The organism is Carboxydothermus islandicus, assembly GCF_001950325.1.
GTDB classification, from domain to species: Bacteria; Bacillota; Z-2901; order Carboxydothermales; family Carboxydothermaceae; genus Carboxydothermus; species Carboxydothermus islandicus.
On the sequence record NZ_BDJL01000118.1, the window covers coordinates 1 to 19,390 of the forward strand.

At 41.5% G+C, this 19,390-nt stretch carries 20 protein-coding genes and 1 pseudogene; 20 read left to right on the plus strand and 1 reads right to left on the minus strand.

What is annotated here, in order from left to right:
* Nucleotides 1–430 (plus strand): YeeE/YedE thiosulfate transporter family protein (locus ciss_RS09740; RefSeq protein WP_075866119.1); only part of this gene is annotated, 430 nt, incomplete at its 5' end.
* Nucleotides 431–489: 59 nt separating this feature from the next.
* Nucleotides 490–966 carry a hypothetical protein gene (locus ciss_RS09745; RefSeq protein WP_075866120.1) on the plus strand — a complete coding sequence of 159 codons (477 nt, stop codon included), beginning with the start codon at nucleotides 490–492 and terminating at the stop codon, nucleotides 964–966.
* A 36-nt stretch (nucleotides 967–1,002) separates the two neighbouring features.
* On the opposite strand, the gene ciss_RS09750 is transcribed toward ciss_RS09745, so the two are convergent.
* The gene (locus ciss_RS09750) at nucleotides 1,003–1,908 is read right to left on the minus strand and encodes a selenium metabolism-associated LysR family transcriptional regulator (RefSeq protein WP_075866121.1); all 906 of its coding nucleotides are present in this window, start codon (nucleotides 1,906–1,908) and stop codon (nucleotides 1,003–1,005) included.
* Between the two features lie 497 nt (nucleotides 1,909–2,405).
* On the opposite strand from ciss_RS09750, the gene aroB reads away from it, so the two are divergent.
* The 18 genes and pseudogenes from aroB (at nucleotide 2,406) to ciss_RS09845 (ending at nucleotide 19,291) form a co-directional block, all read left to right on the plus strand.
* Complete coding sequence (gene aroB / locus ciss_RS09760) at nucleotides 2,406–3,995, plus strand: 3-dehydroquinate synthase (RefSeq protein WP_075866123.1); 1,590 nt, start codon at nucleotides 2,406–2,408, stop codon at nucleotides 3,993–3,995.
* A gap of 61 nt (nucleotides 3,996–4,056) precedes the next feature.
* Nucleotides 4,057–5,763, plus strand: coding sequence for a GspE/PulE family protein (locus ciss_RS09765; RefSeq protein ID WP_075866124.1), 1,707 nt, complete (start codon nucleotides 4,057–4,059; stop codon nucleotides 5,761–5,763).
* 21 nt (nucleotides 5,764–5,784) lie between these two features.
* Complete coding sequence (locus ciss_RS09770; RefSeq protein ID WP_075866125.1) at nucleotides 5,785–6,873, plus strand: type IV pilus twitching motility protein PilT; 1,089 nt, start codon at nucleotides 5,785–5,787, stop codon at nucleotides 6,871–6,873.
* A gap of 94 nt (nucleotides 6,874–6,967) precedes the next feature.
* On the plus strand, nucleotides 6,968–8,176 hold the full coding sequence (locus ciss_RS09775; RefSeq protein WP_075866126.1) for a type II secretion system F family protein: 1,209 nt from the start codon (nucleotides 6,968–6,970) through the stop codon (nucleotides 8,174–8,176).
* Nucleotides 8,177–8,258: 82 nt separating this feature from the next.
* On the plus strand, nucleotides 8,259–8,723 hold the full coding sequence (locus tag ciss_RS09780) for a prepilin-type N-terminal cleavage/methylation domain-containing protein (protein ID WP_075866127.1): 465 nt from the start codon (nucleotides 8,259–8,261) through the stop codon (nucleotides 8,721–8,723).
* Nucleotides 8,724–8,773: 50 nt separating this feature from the next.
* On the plus strand, nucleotides 8,774–9,229 hold the full coding sequence (locus ciss_RS09785; protein WP_075866128.1) for a type II secretion system protein GspG: 456 nt from the start codon (nucleotides 8,774–8,776) through the stop codon (nucleotides 9,227–9,229).
* A 53-nt stretch (nucleotides 9,230–9,282) separates the two neighbouring features.
* On the plus strand, nucleotides 9,283–10,032 hold the full coding sequence (locus ciss_RS09790) for a prepilin peptidase (RefSeq protein WP_075866129.1): 750 nt from the start codon (nucleotides 9,283–9,285) through the stop codon (nucleotides 10,030–10,032).
* Nucleotides 10,005–10,457: a pilus assembly FimT family protein gene (locus ciss_RS09795; RefSeq protein ID WP_075866130.1), complete on the plus strand. Its 453-nt coding sequence runs from the start codon at nucleotides 10,005–10,007 to the stop codon at nucleotides 10,455–10,457. The genes ciss_RS09790 and ciss_RS09795 overlap by 28 nt, the downstream gene beginning before the upstream one ends.
* 11 nt (nucleotides 10,458–10,468) lie before the next feature.
* Nucleotides 10,469–10,840, plus strand: a complete 372-nt coding sequence (locus ciss_RS09800; RefSeq protein ID WP_075866131.1) for a type IV pilus modification PilV family protein — start codon at nucleotides 10,469–10,471, stop codon at nucleotides 10,838–10,840.
* 4 nt (nucleotides 10,841–10,844) lie between these two features.
* The gene (locus tag ciss_RS09805; RefSeq protein WP_075866132.1) at nucleotides 10,845–11,357 is read left to right on the plus strand and encodes a PilW family protein; all 513 of its coding nucleotides are present in this window, start codon (nucleotides 10,845–10,847) and stop codon (nucleotides 11,355–11,357) included.
* A gap of 11 nt (nucleotides 11,358–11,368) precedes the next feature.
* Nucleotides 11,369–12,583 carry a hypothetical protein gene (locus ciss_RS09810; RefSeq protein WP_075866133.1) on the plus strand — a complete coding sequence of 405 codons (1,215 nt, stop codon included), beginning with the start codon at nucleotides 11,369–11,371 and terminating at the stop codon, nucleotides 12,581–12,583.
* A gap of 18 nt (nucleotides 12,584–12,601) precedes the next feature.
* Complete coding sequence (gene pilM / locus ciss_RS09815; protein WP_075866134.1) at nucleotides 12,602–13,657, plus strand: type IV pilus assembly protein PilM; 1,056 nt, start codon at nucleotides 12,602–12,604, stop codon at nucleotides 13,655–13,657.
* Entirely contained in the window at nucleotides 13,650–14,180 is a 531-nt protein-coding gene (locus tag ciss_RS09820; protein WP_075866135.1) for a PilN domain-containing protein, read from the plus strand. The genes pilM and ciss_RS09820 overlap by 8 nt, the downstream gene beginning before the upstream one ends.
* Nucleotides 14,181–14,192: 12 nt before the next feature.
* Nucleotides 14,193–14,945 carry a type IV pilus inner membrane component PilO gene (locus ciss_RS09825; RefSeq protein ID WP_075866136.1) on the plus strand — a complete coding sequence of 251 codons (753 nt, stop codon included), beginning with the start codon at nucleotides 14,193–14,195 and terminating at the stop codon, nucleotides 14,943–14,945.
* A gap of 109 nt (nucleotides 14,946–15,054) precedes the next feature.
* Nucleotides 15,055–16,443 (plus strand): TldD/PmbA family protein, encoded by a 1,389-nt coding sequence (locus ciss_RS09830; protein WP_075866137.1) that lies wholly within the window; start codon nucleotides 15,055–15,057, stop codon nucleotides 16,441–16,443.
* An 86-nt stretch (nucleotides 16,444–16,529) separates the two neighbouring features.
* A complete protein-coding gene (locus ciss_RS09835) occupies nucleotides 16,530–16,757 on the plus strand; it encodes an FmdB family zinc ribbon protein (protein WP_041537625.1) in 228 nt (75 codons plus the stop codon).
* 101 nt (nucleotides 16,758–16,858) lie between these two features.
* Nucleotides 16,859–17,029, plus strand: a pseudogene (locus ciss_RS09840) (Uma2 family endonuclease); the annotation flags it as partial.
* A 198-nt stretch (nucleotides 17,030–17,227) separates the two neighbouring features.
* On the plus strand, nucleotides 17,228–19,291 hold the full coding sequence (locus ciss_RS09845; RefSeq protein ID WP_075866138.1) for a cytochrome c3 family protein: 2,064 nt from the start codon (nucleotides 17,228–17,230) through the stop codon (nucleotides 19,289–19,291).
* Nucleotides 19,292–19,390 lie beyond the last annotated feature (99 nt).

Sequence of the window (19,390 nt, forward strand, 5' to 3'; positions counted from 1 at the left end):
GTGGCGGGTTAATACCATCTTTTCCTTCTGGGGTTTATGGATCTTAAAAAGTCTTGGAATAAACATTGAAAGCTGGAAATTTCTTGGTTTATTGGGCCACCGGCAAATTTACGAAAATGGTTTTTGGGCCCTTGTTTTTAACTTTGTTAATTTTGGGGTTATCGCCGGCGGCTTTTTAGCATCTTCAATCTCAGGTGAATTTCGAATTCGCAAAATTCGAAAACCAATCCAGTTCTGGGGGAGCATTTTTGGTGGTTTTTTAATGGGCATAGGTGCCCGTTTTTCCTTTGGCTGTTCTGTAGGAGCTTTTATCGGAGGGATAGCTTCTTTCTCCCTGCACGGTTGGTTATTTTTTGCGGCTTTACTGGTGGGGGCTTTTTTGGGAACCAGAGGATTAAAATATTATTATCTTAAAGCAGGAAAAAATTAAGATAGCTCGAATATTTATTAGCGTTGCCGATAAAGTGGCTTTTGGAGGGATGGGGTAAGATGAGAGGGCTTAATAAAGTAGTTGCTCTTTTTGTAGTGATTGTGTTAACGATAGCTTTTACTCAGGGTTGTGGTTTAAAGGGTGAAAGTAAGCTTGTAAAAATATATAAGGAGCTTGATTTAAAAGATTTTAAAAGCCAGGAAGTAGTTGCTGATAAGAAAAAGTCAGAACAATTAGCCCGGGAAGTATATGTTGAGCCCCAGCTATCCCGTGCTTTAAAATACTTGGAATATTTAAGAAAAAATGATACCAAATTTGTGCTATATAAAGTTGATTATAAAAAAATTGAAATTAAAGAACAAAAGGAGGATATGGCAAAACTTTTAGTGGAGTGTGAAGTTACCGGTGATTTCTTTACCATAAAATATCCCGAGAAAAAATTGGATTCTTTAGTGGCAAAACCTCTTAAATACGATATTACTTTAAAAAAGGTCAACAATAGGTGGTACATTTCCGATGCCAAACCTTTAAGTTAAGGTAAAAGGGCTGAAAGCAGCGCTTTCAGCCCTTTTTTAACAGAATCCTCGTTCTTTGGGAGAATTAATAAAAGCTAAAAACTTTTTCTCCAAAAGGGAACGTTTTTTATTTTTTAAAGTAATGGCTACAAAAGGATGAAGCAGGGATATATCTTTAACTTTGATGGATTTTAGACTTCCGGTTCGAAGTTCTTTTTTTACCGCAAACCGCGGGAGCAGCGATACACCTTTTCCCGATTCCACCGCTACTTTGATGGCATCGATGCTGTTTACTTCCATTACGATGTTTAAATCGGAAATATTAAGTCCTTTTTCCGCCAGAGCTTTTTCGATAGTGTGCCTAATACCCGAGCCTTTTTCGCGAATAATAAAGGGGAGAGTTCTTAGTTCGTCAATGGTAATAATTTCTTTGCTCTTATATGAACTATTATTGGGGACTACTAAGACAAGCTCATCGTAAGTTAAATGAGAAGAGATAAATTCGTTACTTTCAATGTTACTTTCTACTAAACCTATATCAATTTGCCGGTCTAACAGGGCTTCGATAACTTTTTCGGTATTCATAATAGTTAGCTTAATACGGGCGGATTCGTACTTTTCCTGGAAGATGTAAATGCTACAGGGTAAAGCATAACCCCCAATGGTGGAGGCTGCTCCAATTGATAATTCTTCTTCTTCCAGGTTTTTTAAACGCTCAATTTCTTCGTTTAAATTTTTAACTAAATTACAGATTCGCTTGGCGTAGTAAAGTAGAGTTTCTCCAGCTTCGGTTAATTCAATCCCGCGGTTTGTCCGCTCCATTAGTTTAACCTGCAGCTGGTTTTCCAACGCGGCAATTTGCGTGGAAAGGGCAGGTTGGGATAGATGCATTAACTTTGCAGCTTTGGAGATGCTGCCCTGCTCCACGATATTGCAAAAAGCTTCTAACTGGTTTAAATTCACAAAGTATACCCTCCCCTTGTTTAAAAGCCAAATAAGTCTTAAAATTCACAAACCTTTTATATAACTTTTTTCGGCATAAGTTTTTAAATTCCTTCTTTTTCATAAGATTTAGTTATACAAAACGGTGGGTTTTTCTATAATGTTGAAGGGCAAAAAAACAAAAAAGTGGTGTTATAACTTTTCGCTATACCTAAAAAAATATAAAATTCGTAACTTATGAGAAAAATAAAATATTCTATTGCAAATATGCTTTTTTTGGTTATAATAAAAAGTGATGATAAAATTTTTTGAGGGGAAATTGCTGTGGATACGGTAGTTAGCAGGGTTAGCAATTCCCCTCTTTTTTTATGCAAAAGTTGTTGAATTCAGGGTAAAAAAGGCATATAATGAATTAAAGATGTTAATTTGCCGGATGTTGCTGTGAAGGCGGTAATTGGCAGGATTTGGGGAGCAACTTCCGGCTTTTTTATATATTTTTGTAGGAAAGGGTTTTAAAGATGAACATTATCCTGGTAGGACTTCCTGGAGCAGGGAAAACCCATACCGGTAGGATTTTAGCAAGAAAACTTAAAAAAGAGTTTGTAGATCTTGACCGGGAGATTGAAAAAGAGACCGGGCTTACCATTAAAGAAATTTTTGCCCGCTATGGTGAGCGGTACTTTCGCCGCTTGGAAGTAAAGAAACTGCAGGAACTTTTTAAATTGCAAAATGCGGTGATTGCCACCGGTGGGGGAACGGTGGAACGAATGGATGCGCGAAAAAAGTTAAAAAATCTTGGCTTGGTGGTTTATTTAAAGGCGTCCCCGGAAGTTATAATCCGGCGTTTTATTGATTTAGAAAGTAGACCAATACTTAACCACGGAGATCCTCTAGAAAAGCTTTGGGAGCTTTATCGTCGCCGGGATAAATTTTACCGGGAAGTTTCCGATATCGCAATTAATACCGAAGGTAAAGGCTCAAGCGAGGTTGCTGACGCGATCCTAAAAACCCTGACTATTGATGGTTTACGCTTTCCCCGGAAACTTTATATTAATCTGGCTGAAAATGGTTATCCGGTATATTTTGGCGAAAAAGTGGCGTTAAAAGCCGGTGAGTTTTTAAAAGAAAAAGTTAGCGGGAAAAAGATTTTAATTGTTTCCCAGGAAAATATCTTTGGTTTATACGGCAAAACTTTAGAAGAAAGTTTAACAAAGGAAGGTTTTAAAACCGACGTTTTTTTTCTCCCCCAGGGAGAAGTTGCAAAATCTATGGAATATATTTTACAGCTTTACGATAAAGCCATAGAGTTTGGACTGCGTCGCCATGATACCGTTATGGCCTTTGGGGGAGGAGTGGTAGGTGATGCCACGGGATTTTTTGCCGCTACTTACTTAAGGGGTATTAATTTCGTTCAGATACCGACAACTCTTCTTTCTATGGTAGATAGCAGTGTAGGAGGAAAAGTGGGGATTAACCTTCCTCAGGGGAAAAACCTGGTAGGGGCCTTTTACCAGCCCAAAATGGTTTTTATTGATACAATCTACCTTAAAAGCCTTCCCCGAAGAGAAGTGCTGGCGGGCCTGGCGGAAGTTTATAAAGCGTTTTTAATTGCGGAAGAAAGCCTTGCCGAATGGCTTTCCGGTGTAAACCTGAATAAGCTCCGTCCGAGGGATTGGCAAAGGATTATTAAGGCGGCAGTAAAAATAAAAGCAAAGGTTGTATCCCTCGATGAACGGGAAGAAGGATTACGGGCGGTATTAAACTTGGGCCACACCATAGGCCATGCGATAGAAGGGGTGCATGGGTTTTCCGGTATTCTTCACGGTGAAGCGGTAGCTCTGGGAATATTATGGGAAGCAAAGCTTTCTAAGGATTTAGGGTATTTAAGAGAAGATGAATGGGAAAAAATCCGGGAATTTATCGAGAAAAATTATGCTTACTTAAAACTATCTTTAAATCCCGACGGTTTACTTGTTTTTATGGATAAAGATAAAAAAAATCGGGAAGATATCGCTTTTATGCTTTTAAAGAAAATAGGAGAATATCCGGAAAATGTGGAAATAAAGAGAGAATGGTTAAGTAACTGGTTAACCTTGAATTTTTCATAGAGGATTTTCGGTTTTTTTGACGAACTATTACGGTAAAATCCGTTGGGAGTGCGGATTTAAGATGAGTGAAGCGAAAGATGGCAAAAAAATAAAGCGTTTAGGTGATTTTTTAGTTGAAAATGGGCTTATTACCGAAGAACAATTACAGAAAGCTCTGGAGTATCAGAAAAGAACGGGAGAACGCTTGGGACAAGCTTTGATTAAACTTGGCTATGTCTCGGAACAGGACATCATGGGGGTTTTAGAGTTTCAGCTCGGAATTCCCCAGGTTGCTTTATATAATTATTCGTTGGATCCGGCCTTAATAAAAAGTGTACCCGAGTCGCTAATTAAAAGGCACAAGGTAATACCCTTAAAGCGCGAGGGCAACCGCTTAACCGTTGCGATGGTTGACCCTTTAAATGTTGTTGCCATTGACGACTTAAGGCTTGCCACCAACCTGGATATTATCCCGGTCATTGCTTCGGAAAAAGAAATTGATGCCGTTATTAACCGCTTTTTTGGAGCAATAGATTTAAACGAAACGATTAAGGATATAGAAAAAGTGGGCGAAGAGCCGGAAGTATTAAAAAATGAAGAGACAGAAGAAGTTCTGGTTGATGAAGCGCCGGTGGTGCGGCTGGTGAATTCCCTCCTGCTGCAAGCGGTAAACCAGAGGGCATCCGACGTCCATATTGAACCTTTTGAAAATATGGTAAGAGTACGCTTCAGGATAGATGGTTTCTTAAGAGAAATTATGACCTTGCCCCGGGCGATTAGAAGTTCCCTTACTTCAAGGATAAAAATAATGGCCAATATGAACATTACCGAAAAGCGGCTTCCCCAGGATGGGCGGATTAAAATAAAAGTGGCCAAACGCCAGGTGGACATGCGGGTGGCAACAACTCCGACGTTATTTGGGGAAAAGGTGGTCATAAGACTTCTGGATCAGGAAAATGCCCTTTTAACTTTAGATCGACTGGGACTTTCCGGTAAGAACAGCGAAAGATTTAATAAAATCCTTTCTCAGCCCTACGGCATGATTTTAATTGCCGGCCCTACCGGAAGCGGAAAAACCACCACTTTGTATGCTGCTTTAAACCAAATTCACGACCCGGCGAAAAATATCATAACCATTGAAGACCCGGTGGAATACGTGATGCCCGGGGTTACCCAAATCCAGGTAAATCCCAAAGCGGGGCTGACCTTTGCGGTGGGCTTGCGCTCTATCCTGCGTCTTGACCCGGATATTATCATGGTGGGGGAAATCCGGGACCGGGAAACCGCCGAGATTGGGGTCAAAGCTGCCAATACCGGTCACCTGGTTCTTTCTACCATCCACACCAACGATGCGGTATCAACGGTAGGACGCCTGGTAGAAATGGGAATAGAGCCCTATATGGTGGCGGCGTCCCTGTTGGGAGTGGTAGCCCAGCGTTTGGTTAGAAGGCTTTGCCCCGATTGCAAGGTACCGGTAGAGATTGGCCCCGATGACCCTGCTTACCATGCTTTAAATCTCGGTCAGGGCGAGCCGGTGACCGTTTACCGGCCGGTGGGTTGTCCGGTGTGTGAAAATACCGGTTACAAAGGCCGGCTGGGGATTCATGAGGTTTTAATAAATTCCAAAAAAATTCGGAATTTGGTTGTTAATAAAGGTTCCTATGACGAGATGCTAAAAACTGCGATTGAGGAAGGTATGGTTTTAATGCTTGAAGATGGGAGAGAAAAGGTGCTTTCAGGGATTACTTCACCGGAAGAAATTATTAGAGTAGCCAGCACCGTTAATTAAAAAAGTGGCAGGTGAAGTTCTGTGATTAATGACCTTTTACGTTTAATGGTGGAGTTTAAAGCGTCGGACTTGCATTTAACGGTAAACTTTCCGCCGGCTTACCGGATTCACGGCCATATCCGGCCGCTTACGGAACTTGTCCGGGAAAATCCGGGGATACCGCAAAGCTTGACAAGGCTTTTAACCATGAGCGATACCGAAACCATGGCCCGGACGATTATGTCCTCCGAGCAGTGGGAAAAATTTGCAAAAACCGGTGAACTGGATTTTGCTTACTCTCTGCCGGATGTTGGCCGTTTTCGGGTTAACGTCTTTCGCCAGCGAGGAGCGGTAGCTTTAGTTCTCCGGCATATTAATTCGAAAATATTGTCCTTTAAAGAGTTGGGCCTTCCGGAAGTTATTGCCGATCTATCCCGGAAAAATCGGGGGATTGTCTTAGTGACCGGTCCTACCGGTAGCGGTAAATCAACCACCCTGGCTTCAATGATTGATTTAATCAATAGCGAGCGAGCCTGTCATATCATAACCCTGGAAGATCCCATAGAATACCTCCATACCCATAAAAAAAGTGTGGTAAACCAGCGGGAAATAGGCAGTGACACCGAAAGCTTTGCCAGGGCTTTGCGGGCTGCCATGCGGGAAGACCCGGACGTAATCCTTGTAGGTGAGATGCGGGACCTGGAAACTATTTCTATCGCAATTACGGCGGCAGAGACGGGACACCTGGTTTTTGCGACCCTGCACACTTCCAGCGCTGCGGAAACCATTGACCGGATTATAGACGTTTTCCCACCATCCCAGCAGCAGCAAATCCGCGTCCAGCTTTCCACTACCATTCAGGGGATAGTTGCCCAGCAGTTAATTCCCCGGATGGATGGTAAAGGACGGGTAGTGGCGGTGGAGGTCATGGTGGCAACGCCGGCTATAAGAAACCTTATCCGGGAGGGTAAAACCCACCAGATTCCTGCCCAGATTCAAACCGGGGCGAAATACGGAATGCAGACTTTGGATATGGCATTAGCAAAACTTTATCAAAACCGGCTTATTTCTTATGAAGAAGCGATATCCCGGGCCCATGATCCTGAAAGCTTGGCCCGCATGTTATATTAAATTTGGGAAAATTTTTTGTCGAAAAATATTACAATATATTAAAATATAAATAAAAGGAATAATTTTGAGGTTTATAAAGAAAGGAACGAGAGTTATGCCCCAGTACCGGTACAAAGCTAAAGACCTTTCGGGACGAGTGGTTAGCGGCTTGGTGGAAGCGGAATCGGAAATAGGGGCAAGAAACCTCCTCCGGGAAAAACGCTTTTTTGTCCTGGAATTGAGAAAAAGTGATGGAGGGGTAAATTCCGGATTTTCCTTTAGCTTTCAACGAAAGTTAAAAGCCAAGGATTTAGCCTTAATGGCCAAACAACTGGGGGCAATGATAGCGGCGGGTGTTCCCCTTTTGACGGCGGTCAATGTCCTGTCCCGCCAGGTAGAAAATAGAGCTTTAAAAAAAAGCCTCATTAGAATTGAAGAAAAGCTTCGTACCGGTAATACCCTTTCCGAAAGCTTAAGGGAGGAGAAAATCTTTCCCGAACTCATGTGCAGCATGGTGGAAGTGGGCGAAGTAGGCGGTGTTCTTGACAACGTTTTGGAACGCCTCTCCATCCATTACGAAAAGGAAGCTCAGTTAAACGAAAAAATCCGCTCGGCGATGACTTACCCCATGGTGGTTTTATTTGCTGCCATTGCTGCTGTCCTGGTTCTTGTTACCTATGTACTTCCGCAGTTTACAGGGATATTGTTGCAGGCTAATATCGAACTTCCCCTGATTACTCAGATGGTCATAAAGGTAACAAACTTTTTCTCCCGGCATGCGGCAGCTATTTTTCTCACTTTAGGTGCAATTATTGTAGGACTTCTTTACTGGTTTTCGACCCCTCCGGGACGAAAAATCCGGGATCTATTATCCCTTAAAATACCCCTTATTGGCAATTTAGTGTTAAAAGGGATTATTGCCCGCTTTTCCCGGACCATGGCTACCTTAGTCCAGGGTGGAGTGCCCATGCTTCAGTCTTTAAGGGTGGTGCAGAAAACTTTAGGCAATGTGGAACTACAAAAAGTACTGGAGTTAGCAGAAGACAGGGTTAGGGAAGGGGAGAGTTTAGCAGGTTTTTTGGCGCTGAGTCCCTGGTTTCCGCCGCTACTAACGCAGATGATGCTGGTAGGGGAAGAAACCGGACAGCTTGATGCGATGCTGACCAAAGCTGCTGACTTCTATGAAGCGGAAGTGGATGCAGCGGTGGGCAGGCTTTCGTCGATAATTGAACCGGTTTTGATTTTATTTATGGGTGGCATTGTTGGTTTAATTATTGTTTCCATCATGCTGCCGATGTTTAACATGGTAAACGCTGTAAAATAGTTTCTACCCCTTACAGGGGTAGAAATAAATGGTACTTAACGAAAAGGTTCCATAACTTTTGACGGAGAGGAGGTGAAAAGGGATGAAAATAAGACAAGCCCTTAAGAACCAGAAAGGTTTTACTCTGGTGGAACTGATGGTGGTGGTTATCATCATCGGTATCCTGGCCGCTATTGCTCTGCCGAACTTCTACAAGCAGGCGGATAAAGCGAAAGTGGGGAGAGCAAAGTCCGAATTAGCTCAGATGAGGAGTATTTTAATTACTTATAAGAGTGAGAAGAATGCTGTTCCAGATAATAATAATTTTAGCTCTTTACTTACTGAAAATGGCTTTTCTGCAAATTTAACTGATCCTTGGGGATCTCCATATAATTATGCGTATTTGGATTTAATTGGTTCTAATGCTGCATTTTTAGTAATTTCTTATGGTCCAAATAAACAAGTAGGAGGAAACGATGATATTATTGCTAACGTTTATGGGGTTTTTGATAGGCAAAATGCAACAGATACGTCTTCCACATCAAATTTATGGCGATTAGGTGAATAGCGCAAAAATACTTTGTTTTAAAAAAACTGAGTAAAAGGGGATAATATGTTATGGTAGCCTCAAAAAAATTTAATGAAAAAGGTTTTACCTTAGTCGAACTTATGGTTGTAGTAATAATTATCGGAATCTTAGCGGCAATTGCCTTACCCAATTTTTATAAGCAGGCGGATAAAGCTAAAGTAGGTCGGGCTAAGGCGGAACTTGCCCAAATTCGTTCGGCATTAGTCGTATATAAGAGTGAAAACAATTCATTGCCAGCGGATTCTGATTTTAATTCCTTTTTAAGTGATAACGGTTTCACTTCTCCTTTAGTTGATCCTTGGGGGAAAGATTATAAGTATTCTACTAATGGTAGCACTGGAGCTTCAGCTTTGTTTATTGTTTATTCATATGGAACAAACGGTGTTGCTGGAGGTAATGATGACGTAATAGCCAATGTTTATGGAGTGTTTTCGGGTAAAGATATAATCAACTTGAGTCAAAGTGCCTATACTATTACACAGTAAATAAGCCGGGCGGGGTTGTCCCGCCCTCCTATCCATTTTTTTGAGGTGAAGCAGTGGAAGTTATAGTAATCTTTCTTTTTGGCCTGTTAATTGGCAGCTTTTTAAACGTAGTTATTTACCGACTTCCTAGAGGGCAATCAATGCTGTATCCTCCATCGACCTGTCCAAACTGCGGACAGCGGTTAAAACCCCAGCATTTAATTCCGATATTAAGCTATCTGTATTTAAAAGGCCGCTGTGCATATTGTGGAGGGATGATATCTTTTAAATACCCTTTGGTGGAATTAATTACCGCTTTTATCTTTAGCTTAGTGTACTTGAAATTTGGCTTAACCACTATAGCTCTAAAATATCTACTTTTTTTTATTTTCCTTATTCCCCTATTTTTTATTGACCTGGAAAACTATCTCCTGCCGGATAAGCTAACTTACCCATTATTTCTGACAGGAGTTATAATAAACCTAATTACCCAGGAGCTTTCGTGGAAAAGCTTAATTTTTGGTGTTATTACCGGTTTTGGCTTACTGCTCCTCCTGGCTCTTATTTTCCGGGGAGGGATGGGCGGAGGGGATATTAAGCTTGCTGCAGGTCTCGGAGCGTTTTTAGGTTTCCCCCTTATTTTAGAGACGCTATTTTTAGCGTTTTTCTTTGGCGGTATTACTGGTATAATTTTGCTTTTGACGAAAAAAAAGGCTCGCGGTGACATGGTACCTTTTGGACCGTTTTTGATAGGGGCAGCATTTATTACCGTTTTCTGGGGAGAAAAAATTATAAAATGGTATTTAAAAATATTTTTCCTGTAACCGAAAAAGGCTTTACTTTAATCGAGCTCATTGTGGTAATAACTATAGCCGGTATAACTTTTTTAACGGCAGCAATTTGCTTAGATTATACTTTAGCAAAGTTCACATTGGCCAATGAAGCTTATGCTTTAGCCCAAAATTTACGTCAAACTAAAGAATTGGCTTCAGCGCAGGAAAAAGCTTTTACTTTGTACTTTTTTCAGGGTAATAATAGCTACTTAATTTCGGAAAATTATAATTCTAATAAACTGTATGTTTTATCTCCTCGTTTAAAATTTATTGCTGTACCGGTGGACCCAGTTACCATTGACTACAAAGGAAGCAGCCGGGCGTTTTCGGTAGAAATGGCTAATAGTTATGGCGTAAAGGTTCGGGTTTATACTACTCCCAGAACCGACAGGATTTGGATTACTTCTTTTTATTAGGCGGTGGGAGGATGAAGGAAAAGGGATTTAGTTTAGTGGAAACAATGGTTGCCGTACTGCTTTTATTGCTTATTTTAATTCCTTTATTAAATCTATTAACGGTCAGTAGTTTTTCTTATAATGCGGCTGGCAACCAAACGAAAGCCTTAAATGCGGCCCGGGAAATAATTGAAGAGCTACGCCTTAAAAGTTACGACCAGATAAACAATGCTTCCGGAGTAACTCCGGAAGGTTTTAAATATAGCGTAAGTGTAGCAAATAAATCCACTAATCTGAATTTTGCCCTGCCCTATAAAGAAGTGGCGGTAACCGTTTATTACCCAACCGGTACGGGAGAGAAGACGGTAGTTTTAACAACGGTTTTCACCCCGCGAAACAGGTGATTTTATGAAAGATAAGGGTTTTACGTTAGTAGAGCTGCTGGTGGTTTTAGTTATAGGCAGTATAATTCTGCTGGTTGTTTTTAATTTATTTGTCTTTACCTATAACCTGTGGTTTAAGGGTCAAAAAGCCATTGATTACCAGGAACAGCTGCGCTTTGCTATGGATCGGATGGCCAGGGAAATTCGAACAGCCACGGCAGTATATAATCCGTATGTGAACCCTCCGTCACCAGGCACTGCTTATACCCAGGTTTATTTAATAAATACCGTAAACAACGATACCTATCGGGTTTATTACTATTTAAACTCTCTTAATAAAACTTTATACCGCAAGGTTTACTATCCGAATAACAATCAAACAACAGACCCTCTGATAAGCGATGTCAATTTTGCCGTGTATTATTTAGGCTATGATGCGGTTACCAACAAAATTTATAACTTAAAACTTAATCTTAGTTTAATTAATAAACCTTCTGCTACCCTTTCCACTTCGGTGGTAACTAGGTTAAAGAGATAGGTGGTGAAATTTTGTTAAAAGATGATAAAGGTTATATTTTATTAACGGTTTTAGTTATTGGTATTATTTTTGCTATTTTAGCTACCGGATTGTTTAACTTATCTTTAAACGAAAAAAGTATTTCTAATGTAAATTTAGGAAAGGAACAAGCCTACTATTATGCCGAGGCCGGACTGGAGCTGGCGGTATATGCCTTAGAAAAAGATCCACAAAAGTTTTTAAGGCAAAATTTAACCTTAGATGAATTTAGTAATTTGCCCGTAGGTAATGGTAAAATTGAGCAAGTAACTTCCCAAATCAGTTCGGTGAGTGGAAGTGTATATACTATATTGTTAGAAAGTAAGGGCGTAGCTGCCAATGGGGCGAAAAAGACTGTCCAGGCAAAGGTAGCGGTAAGTTTAGGGACAGCGCAAAATTTAAACCTCAACAATTTTACTTTATTCTTAAACAATAATACACCTAATCTAAATTTTAACAAAAAAGCCGAAGTTAGTGGGAATCTTGTAGTTCCTGGAGAAATTGTGTTAGAGGCAGATGATATTGCTGGCGCTGTTTATGGTCAAAACGTTACAGTTTTAAGGGGACAAGGCAATAGTTCCATTACGATTACTAAAATTTATTACACCAATTCCGTTAATACCAATGGCCTTAATATTCCTACGGAAAAAATTGCTAATTTATTTTCAACATTAAACTTAAATTTTGACGATAGTTATCTTAGATCATTGCCCGAAGTTTATATTTTAAATAATAATAAGTTCAGCTTATCCCCTAGCTATAGCGGAAAAATTATCTATCTTATTCCACCTAACCCTAAGGAAGTGGTAGAAATAGATAATAACTCTTCTTATCAATACAACGGAAATTATCTAATTATCTCTCCCAATACAATTGAGATTGAAAGTAGCTATAGTAGAGCGAACAACAATTCTACCCTAACTATTATTTCAATAAATGGTGATATAGAGTTAGAAAAGAAAATAGATATTACCGCTAATTTAATTGCCCTAAACGGAAGTCTTGAATACCACGACAATAGTGGAAAAGCAACGGTTACCGGGGTTGTTTTGGTAAACAACATTAATAAAAAGGAAAATAATAACAATGTGAAAGCAAAACTAATTTATGACCCATATAATAATTTAACCAATATATTAAAACCGTTTTTAAATAAAAATAGTGAAATTAAAATATTAGAATGGAAAGAGCTGTACTCAGTTTATTAGAAAAGGATGGGAAGTAGAGTGCTAACTCTTATCGGTAAATTTATGGGGAAAAGCCGGTATATTTTAGCTTTTGACGCCGGAGTGCGGTATTTTAAAGCGGTTTTACTCAAAGCTGATAAAAAGCAACCGGATTTATTAAAAACGGTAACTTATCCGATGCCATTGGAATTTCATGAAAATGTGTTTCAGGATTCTATTCCCAAGTATTTGCTGGCTGCTAAAAAAGAATTTGGCATAACTAATGCTAAAGTTATAACTACTCTACCGGGCAATAAAATTATCTCCCGCATTATCAAAGTGCCCTTAATGAACCAAAAAGAGTTAAATGCTTATCTTGACTTAGAAGCAGAACAGTATTTACCGGTTCCCGTTAAAGATAGCGTTTTGGCTTCGGTAATTTTGGAAAATGCCGAGGCGGATGATGGAACCAAACAGATGAACGTTTTACTTTCTGCCGCTCCCCGGGAAATTATTATGGATCTTTACGATACCGTAGTTTCTACAGGCTTAAACCTGGATGTAGTCGATCTTCCTTTTTTGGCCTTATACCGGGCGGTATTTTCCGGGATAAATCCGGAAGTGCCGGTGGCGGTAGTGGATATTGGTGCCGGTAGTACCCTGTTAATTATCGTTAAAGACGGAATTTTAAAATTTGTCCGTTCAATTAAATGGGGAGCCAATGCTATCACCCAGATGATTGCTGCTAATATGAACCTTGACTTTGTCAAAGCAGAACAATTAAAAGAAGAAAAAGGTGAGCTCCTGCCGGTAAATGAGCAGATAATTGATCAGGAAAAATTAACGATTGATATCAGCATTCGCCAGGCAACCTCCGAGCTTATCAATGAAATCCGTCGCAGTATAGATTTTTACCGTACCCAGGAGCGGGGCAATAACGTGGAACGAATTTTAATTACCGGAGGGGGAAGCAAATTAAAAGGCTTTGCCGAACTTTTTGAAAGTCAGCTCAATATTGAAACCTTTTCCTTTACACCAGTGGGCGAAGAGAAGCTTGATCCGGCTTTTACTTTAGCCTACGGCCTGGGACTCTGGGGGGTGGAAAAAGATGTATAAAGCAAACCTCCTTCCCCCGGAATTAAAAAAGGATGTTGAAATTGATACAAAAAAACTTGCTATTTTAGCCGGGGCTACCGCTATAGTTACCATTATTATTTTTGCCTTTATTGGTTTTATGGTGCGCGTTTATTATTTGGAAAAAGATTTGGAAGTAAAAAAAGCCAATATTGTCCAGCTGCAAAAAATCGCCCAAAAGGTAAATGAAACGAAAAATGAAATTTCGTTATTAAATAAAGAAAAAGAGGCGTTTTTGGAACTAAAACAAAAGCGATTGGTTTTTACGGTTATTTTAACGGATATTAACTTAAACATCCCTAAAAATACCTGGCTTACCGAAATAAAATATGATCCGGCCACCAGGGAATTATCTTTAACCGGTTCTACCCGGGAGGCGGAGGAAGCGGGAATCTTTGTCTATAATTTAAACAATTTGCCGCATTTCTCCAAGGTATTTTTAGTGCATACGGTAAGAAACAACACGGGAAATTACGACTTTTCCATAAAGGCAATTTTAAAATAAGGGGATGGTTAAATGCCGTTCTGGGAAAAACTTGCCCCGCGGGAACGAATATTGGTGGGTATCGCTCTGGGACTTATAATTTTTTATTTGTTATATACTTATGCCATTATGCCCAACTGGCAAAAATACCAGGAACTTAAAACCGAGCTTAATACCGTTAATGCCGAATGGGAACGCCTGCAGGGAATTGAAAATGTCCTGGCGACTGAAGTGAAAAATAAGGAGAAGCTGGAGAAGGAGCTCAAAAATATTCGAGCGGAATTTGATTTTAACGTAGAAGATGGGGCGGGTTTTACCAAACTCCTTGCTTCGGCCAAGGAGAAAAATATAAGACTACTGGAGTTTAAACCGGCGTCGGTAGTGGACAAAAGCTATTATTTTGAATTTCCCGTTGATATAAAAGTTCAAGGATATTACCCCCAGGTACTGGAGTATGTGGAGTCTCTGGAAAACTTTCCGGACCTTGCGGAAATAAAAAATTTAACTATTTCCTCGGTTCCCGGGGATGTAAGGGGAAATGTGGAAGCAGCTTTTACTCTGGCAATTTACTCTGCTAAAAACCCTGCGGGGTCCATTCTCCTTCAAAACTACGAAAAGTTATCTACCGGGAAGTATAATCCTTTTCGGCCCATGTATATTCCGCCGGTGGCTACTACCCCGGAAAATAATAATAATAACCCGACGGGGAATAATACTGGTTCTGGGGCAACGGTACCCGGAGATACTTACAATAATAATACCGATGAGGAACCTTTAGTAAAGTAACCCTGACCTCGCCTTACAGCGGGGTTTTTATTTTATTTCTTGGAAAAAAAGGATATAATGTTAGTTAAGGAAAATTTCTCAGCAATAGAGATAATGAGGGGGAAAGACAATGGATAAGTTCACAATAAACGAAGTATTACGGGAAGCGGCCCAAAGAGGTGCTCCCTTTGCGGAAATATATTTTGAGGAGAAAAATAACTTTGGCCTTGTCTTAGAAGATGGCAAAATAGAAAAGGTATCTCAGGGTTACGAAGCGGGTGCCGGTATTCGGGTGATAGATGATAACGGCAGAACAACTTACGCCTATACCAATGATTTATCTCTGGAAGCTCTTTTAAAGGCCGTTCGGGTAGCCACTCTGGGCTTAAATGGTTTAAAGGACAGTGTGAGCCTGGAGAATCCCGAAGTCACCTCCGGTAACGTGCAGATTAAGCCGGGAGAAGTGGCAGCGGAAGAGAAACTTAACCTTTTAAAAATCGCCGATGAAGAGATCCGAAGACTCGGTCCGGAGATTCGCCAGGTCCAGGCGAGTTACGGGGAGTTGGAAGCCAAAGTAATTATTGCCAATACCGAAGGCACTTATGTGGAGATGAACAAAACCCGGGTGAGGTTTGCGGTCCAGGCGGTAGCTGAAAAAGATGGGGTTATTCAGACCGGCTACGATGCCATAGGTACTACCAAAGGTTTTGAGACTTTTAAGGAGCAGCAGGTAGATGTTGCGGCCCGGGCAGCGGGAGAACGGGCCCTTAAAATGCTTGTGGCCGAGCCCGCCCCTTCGGGGGAAATGCCGGTGGTGATGGCCGGGGAAGCCGGCGGCACCATGATTCACGAAGCTTCGGGGCACGGCCTGGAGGCGGACATAGTCCAGAAGCGAATGAGCGTTTATGCCGGAAAAAAGGGCCAGAAGGTGGCCTCGCCATTGATTACTGTGGTGGATGATGGCACAATCCCCGGAAAATACGGGACCGTACCGTACGATGATGAGGGAAACAAAACGAAGAAAAATGTCCTCATTGACCGGGGGATTTTAACCGGTTATATGTATGACCGGCTAACTGCAAAAAAAGATAACGTTGAGCCTACCGGAAACGGGAGAAGGGAGTCGTATCAGCATAAGCCGATACCCCGGATGACCAATACGTATATTGCTCCCGGTGAAGATGACCCGGAAAAGATTATCCGGGAAGTAAAAGAGGGTTTACTGGTTAAAAAAATGGGTGGCGGACAGGTGGACACCAATACCGGAGATTTTGTCTTTGAGGTATCCGAAGGGTACCTGATTGAAGACGGCCAGGTCACCGTTCCGGTTCGGGGAGCTACTTTAACCGGCAACGGTCCCGAAGTTTTAAACAATGTGCTGGCCGTTGGTAAAGACTTGGGCTGGTCTATTGGTACCTGCGGTAAAGACGGTCAGGGTGTTCCCGTTTCCGACGCCCAGCCCACACTCTTAATTGGTAACCTGGTGGTAGGCGGCACCGGCCGCATCCGCCGCAAATAGCAAAAATAGGGACGGTTCTTTTTCTTATACTTTAAGTATAATTTTAGGGACTGTCCCCAAATTTATACTTGAGGAGGGTGTAGTATATGCCGGCGTATGATTTTCGCTGTAACGATTGTGGCGAACTTTTTACCGTAAGATGCTCCATTTCCGAAAAAGAAAATGTCACCTGCCCCAAATGCGGTGGCAAAAATTTAACCCAGCGGTTAACCGGGTTTATGATAATGGGTAAGTCTTCCTCAAATGGAGAGGGGGCAATGGCATCCGGTTCAAGCTGCAGCGGCAAAAGCTGTTCCGGTTGCTCCGGATGTTAATGCTTGAACTTTTTTAAAGGAAGATATTAATATGACTTTTTCGGAAAAAGAAAGGAAATATACTTTTGCTGATTATTTAAATTGGCCGGAAAATGAATTTTGGCGTAAGGGAATACTGGTTTATAGAACCTGAAAGTAAAATTGTAAGTGTTTTTACTCTGCAGGAAAACAAAAGATACGGAAGGCCGGAAATTTATACCGGTGAAGACGTAATTAAAGTGTCTATTTTTGAAGATCTTAAAATCGAATTAAAACATGTTTTTAAGTATTAAGGATTTCAAAAAAGTCGGCTTTTGCCGGCTATTTTTTTGCCTGTTAAAAAATTCTTATCAGATTGAAGTAATATCCTGAAAAATTTCTCAATATATATACTCTCGGGTAAAAAATTTGGCTAAAAGACCGGCACCGGGGGTGAAAGGGGGTGAAAAAGGAAACCTCCCGGTGCCAAAACCCGAGAGGAGGAGTTTTTTTTGCGAAATTTTATGTTTTTTCTTTTCTTCGGACTCATCCTGGCGGTTGTAACATCGACGGCTTTTGCTGCCCAGATAAGAGTAGGCCAGGATTACGGACCAACTCCCAAGTACTTTAATGCCGATGATAAAGCCTATTACCCCGCGGAAATTTACCTGCCCAATGAAACCAATCCTGCCCGGTACCGCATCCACTCCAATTATAGCCGGAATACCGATGCCTGTGCTGGCTGCCACGCCACCCATACGGCAGTGGGGGAAACCCTGCTCCAGTGGGGAACGGTATATGATACCTGCATGGCCTGCCACGACGGCACCATTTCCACCACTTATAATGTGCAGGAAGGGGAAATAGGTGCCAGCGGAAAACCCACCTACGGCGGTATGTTTGGCATAGGTAGTGAACCTTTTCTTTCCAACCACCTGGTGACCGGAGCTGTAAAAATCTTTGCTGCACCCGGTGGAAATATCACCGGAAATTATGAAACCTATGATGTACCGGACCAGGGGCAGGGAAAAATGTGGGATATAACCTTTGGCTGTGAGTCCTGCCACAGCCCCCACGGTCTGGGCGGAAACGCCCGGATTTTAAACCCCAATGTTAATGCTTACAGCCTGGTAAATTATAAGACTAATTTTTCTCTTAAAAAAGTTACTGAAGGGAATGAGACTTTCTGGGTAGCATTAAGTAGCGGCAACAGTTTTGATTCCACTGCCAAAAATGCTTACCAGTGGGTAAGAAGTTATCCGTATCTTAAGGGAACAAAAGTTTATTTTGATGGTACGGAAAAAGTAGAGGGAGTGGACTATGAACTTAGTAACTTGCAGGGGTATACGAAAATAAAAGTTTTACAGGGTAATCCTGCTAACATTACGGCATCCTTTTATCCCGCCCTGCAAGTGGCCATGACCATTACCAATTATCTTGATGGGGATAAAACTTCCCAGTCTCCCGACTCCGAAACGGTCATTCACGTAAAAGGCATCAACGCTTTCTGCGGAGCTTGCCATACCGACTACAATACCGAAAACGTCTATAAAGATAGTACGAAATCAGAACCCAACGGCTCTTCCGACCTTTTAAACGGAAAATACACCGAAGCCTACCGCCACCAGGTTGGTTTTAATGTAGCTGATTTTGAGCAGTATCTTCCAAACTCCAATATGGCTTATGAGCTCCGGGATGGTAAAAAATACATGACCTGTCTTACCTGCCATTATGCTCATGGCGTAAGCCAAAGTTTTTGGCAGAAGACCTTAGAAGGGAACTGGTTCCCGGAAGCAAAAAGTTACTGGGGGACCTTGCCGTTAGTTGAAATTGCCGGATCTTCTGCTCTAAAACGGGCTCCCAACATGGCGACCTGCGAAACCTGCCACCGTAAAGGTCCTGCTTCCGAAGGGTATACGGCCAATTCTCCAGGAAGTACGCCGGGCAATGACCGTGTTACTTCTGTAAATCCTTCCTTCCCCTTGACCCGGGTAGACAACACCCTCTGCCAAAAATGTCACGAAAAAATCTATACCGGCTGGCAACAAACTAAACACGCAAAGCTAACGGGAGATAAGGTAGACTGTCAGGATTGTCATACCGGCGGTGGTGAACACGTTAAGTCGCCTTCGGGGGCGTATATGGATAGTATTTCTGAGCTAAATTACCAGGCGCAGGTAGCAAAATGTGCAGGAGCCAATTGCCACGGAAATACCAGTGATACTTTAGCAAACATGGATTATAACAGCGATACCATAAGCTTTGTAGACAGCAGCACTTCCCAGATAAGAGAACATGTAAGCAGTAAGCACTACAATGTAGGTGCGATGACCTGTACTACCTGCCATAATCCTCACGGAGTAATTAAGCACAACAATCAAACCTATGAGTTAAAATACCAGCCCAATTCCCTCTGTGCCTTTTGCCACGATTTAGGCGAATTTGCCGGTGCCTTTAACTGGGAAGATTATATGCCTCCGGTTCCAAGGGCAGCGGTAAATGGTGCCGTCTATCATCTCCACTCCTTTACCTATAAGGAATCTGGTTTTCCTGGATGGCTGGATAGTGATCATTAAAAAATAAAGTGAAAGTGGCGGGGGAGAGTTCCCCGCTTTTTTGTGGCAAATATAACAAATGAAAATAAAAAATATAAAAAATCAGAATAAATATAGCGA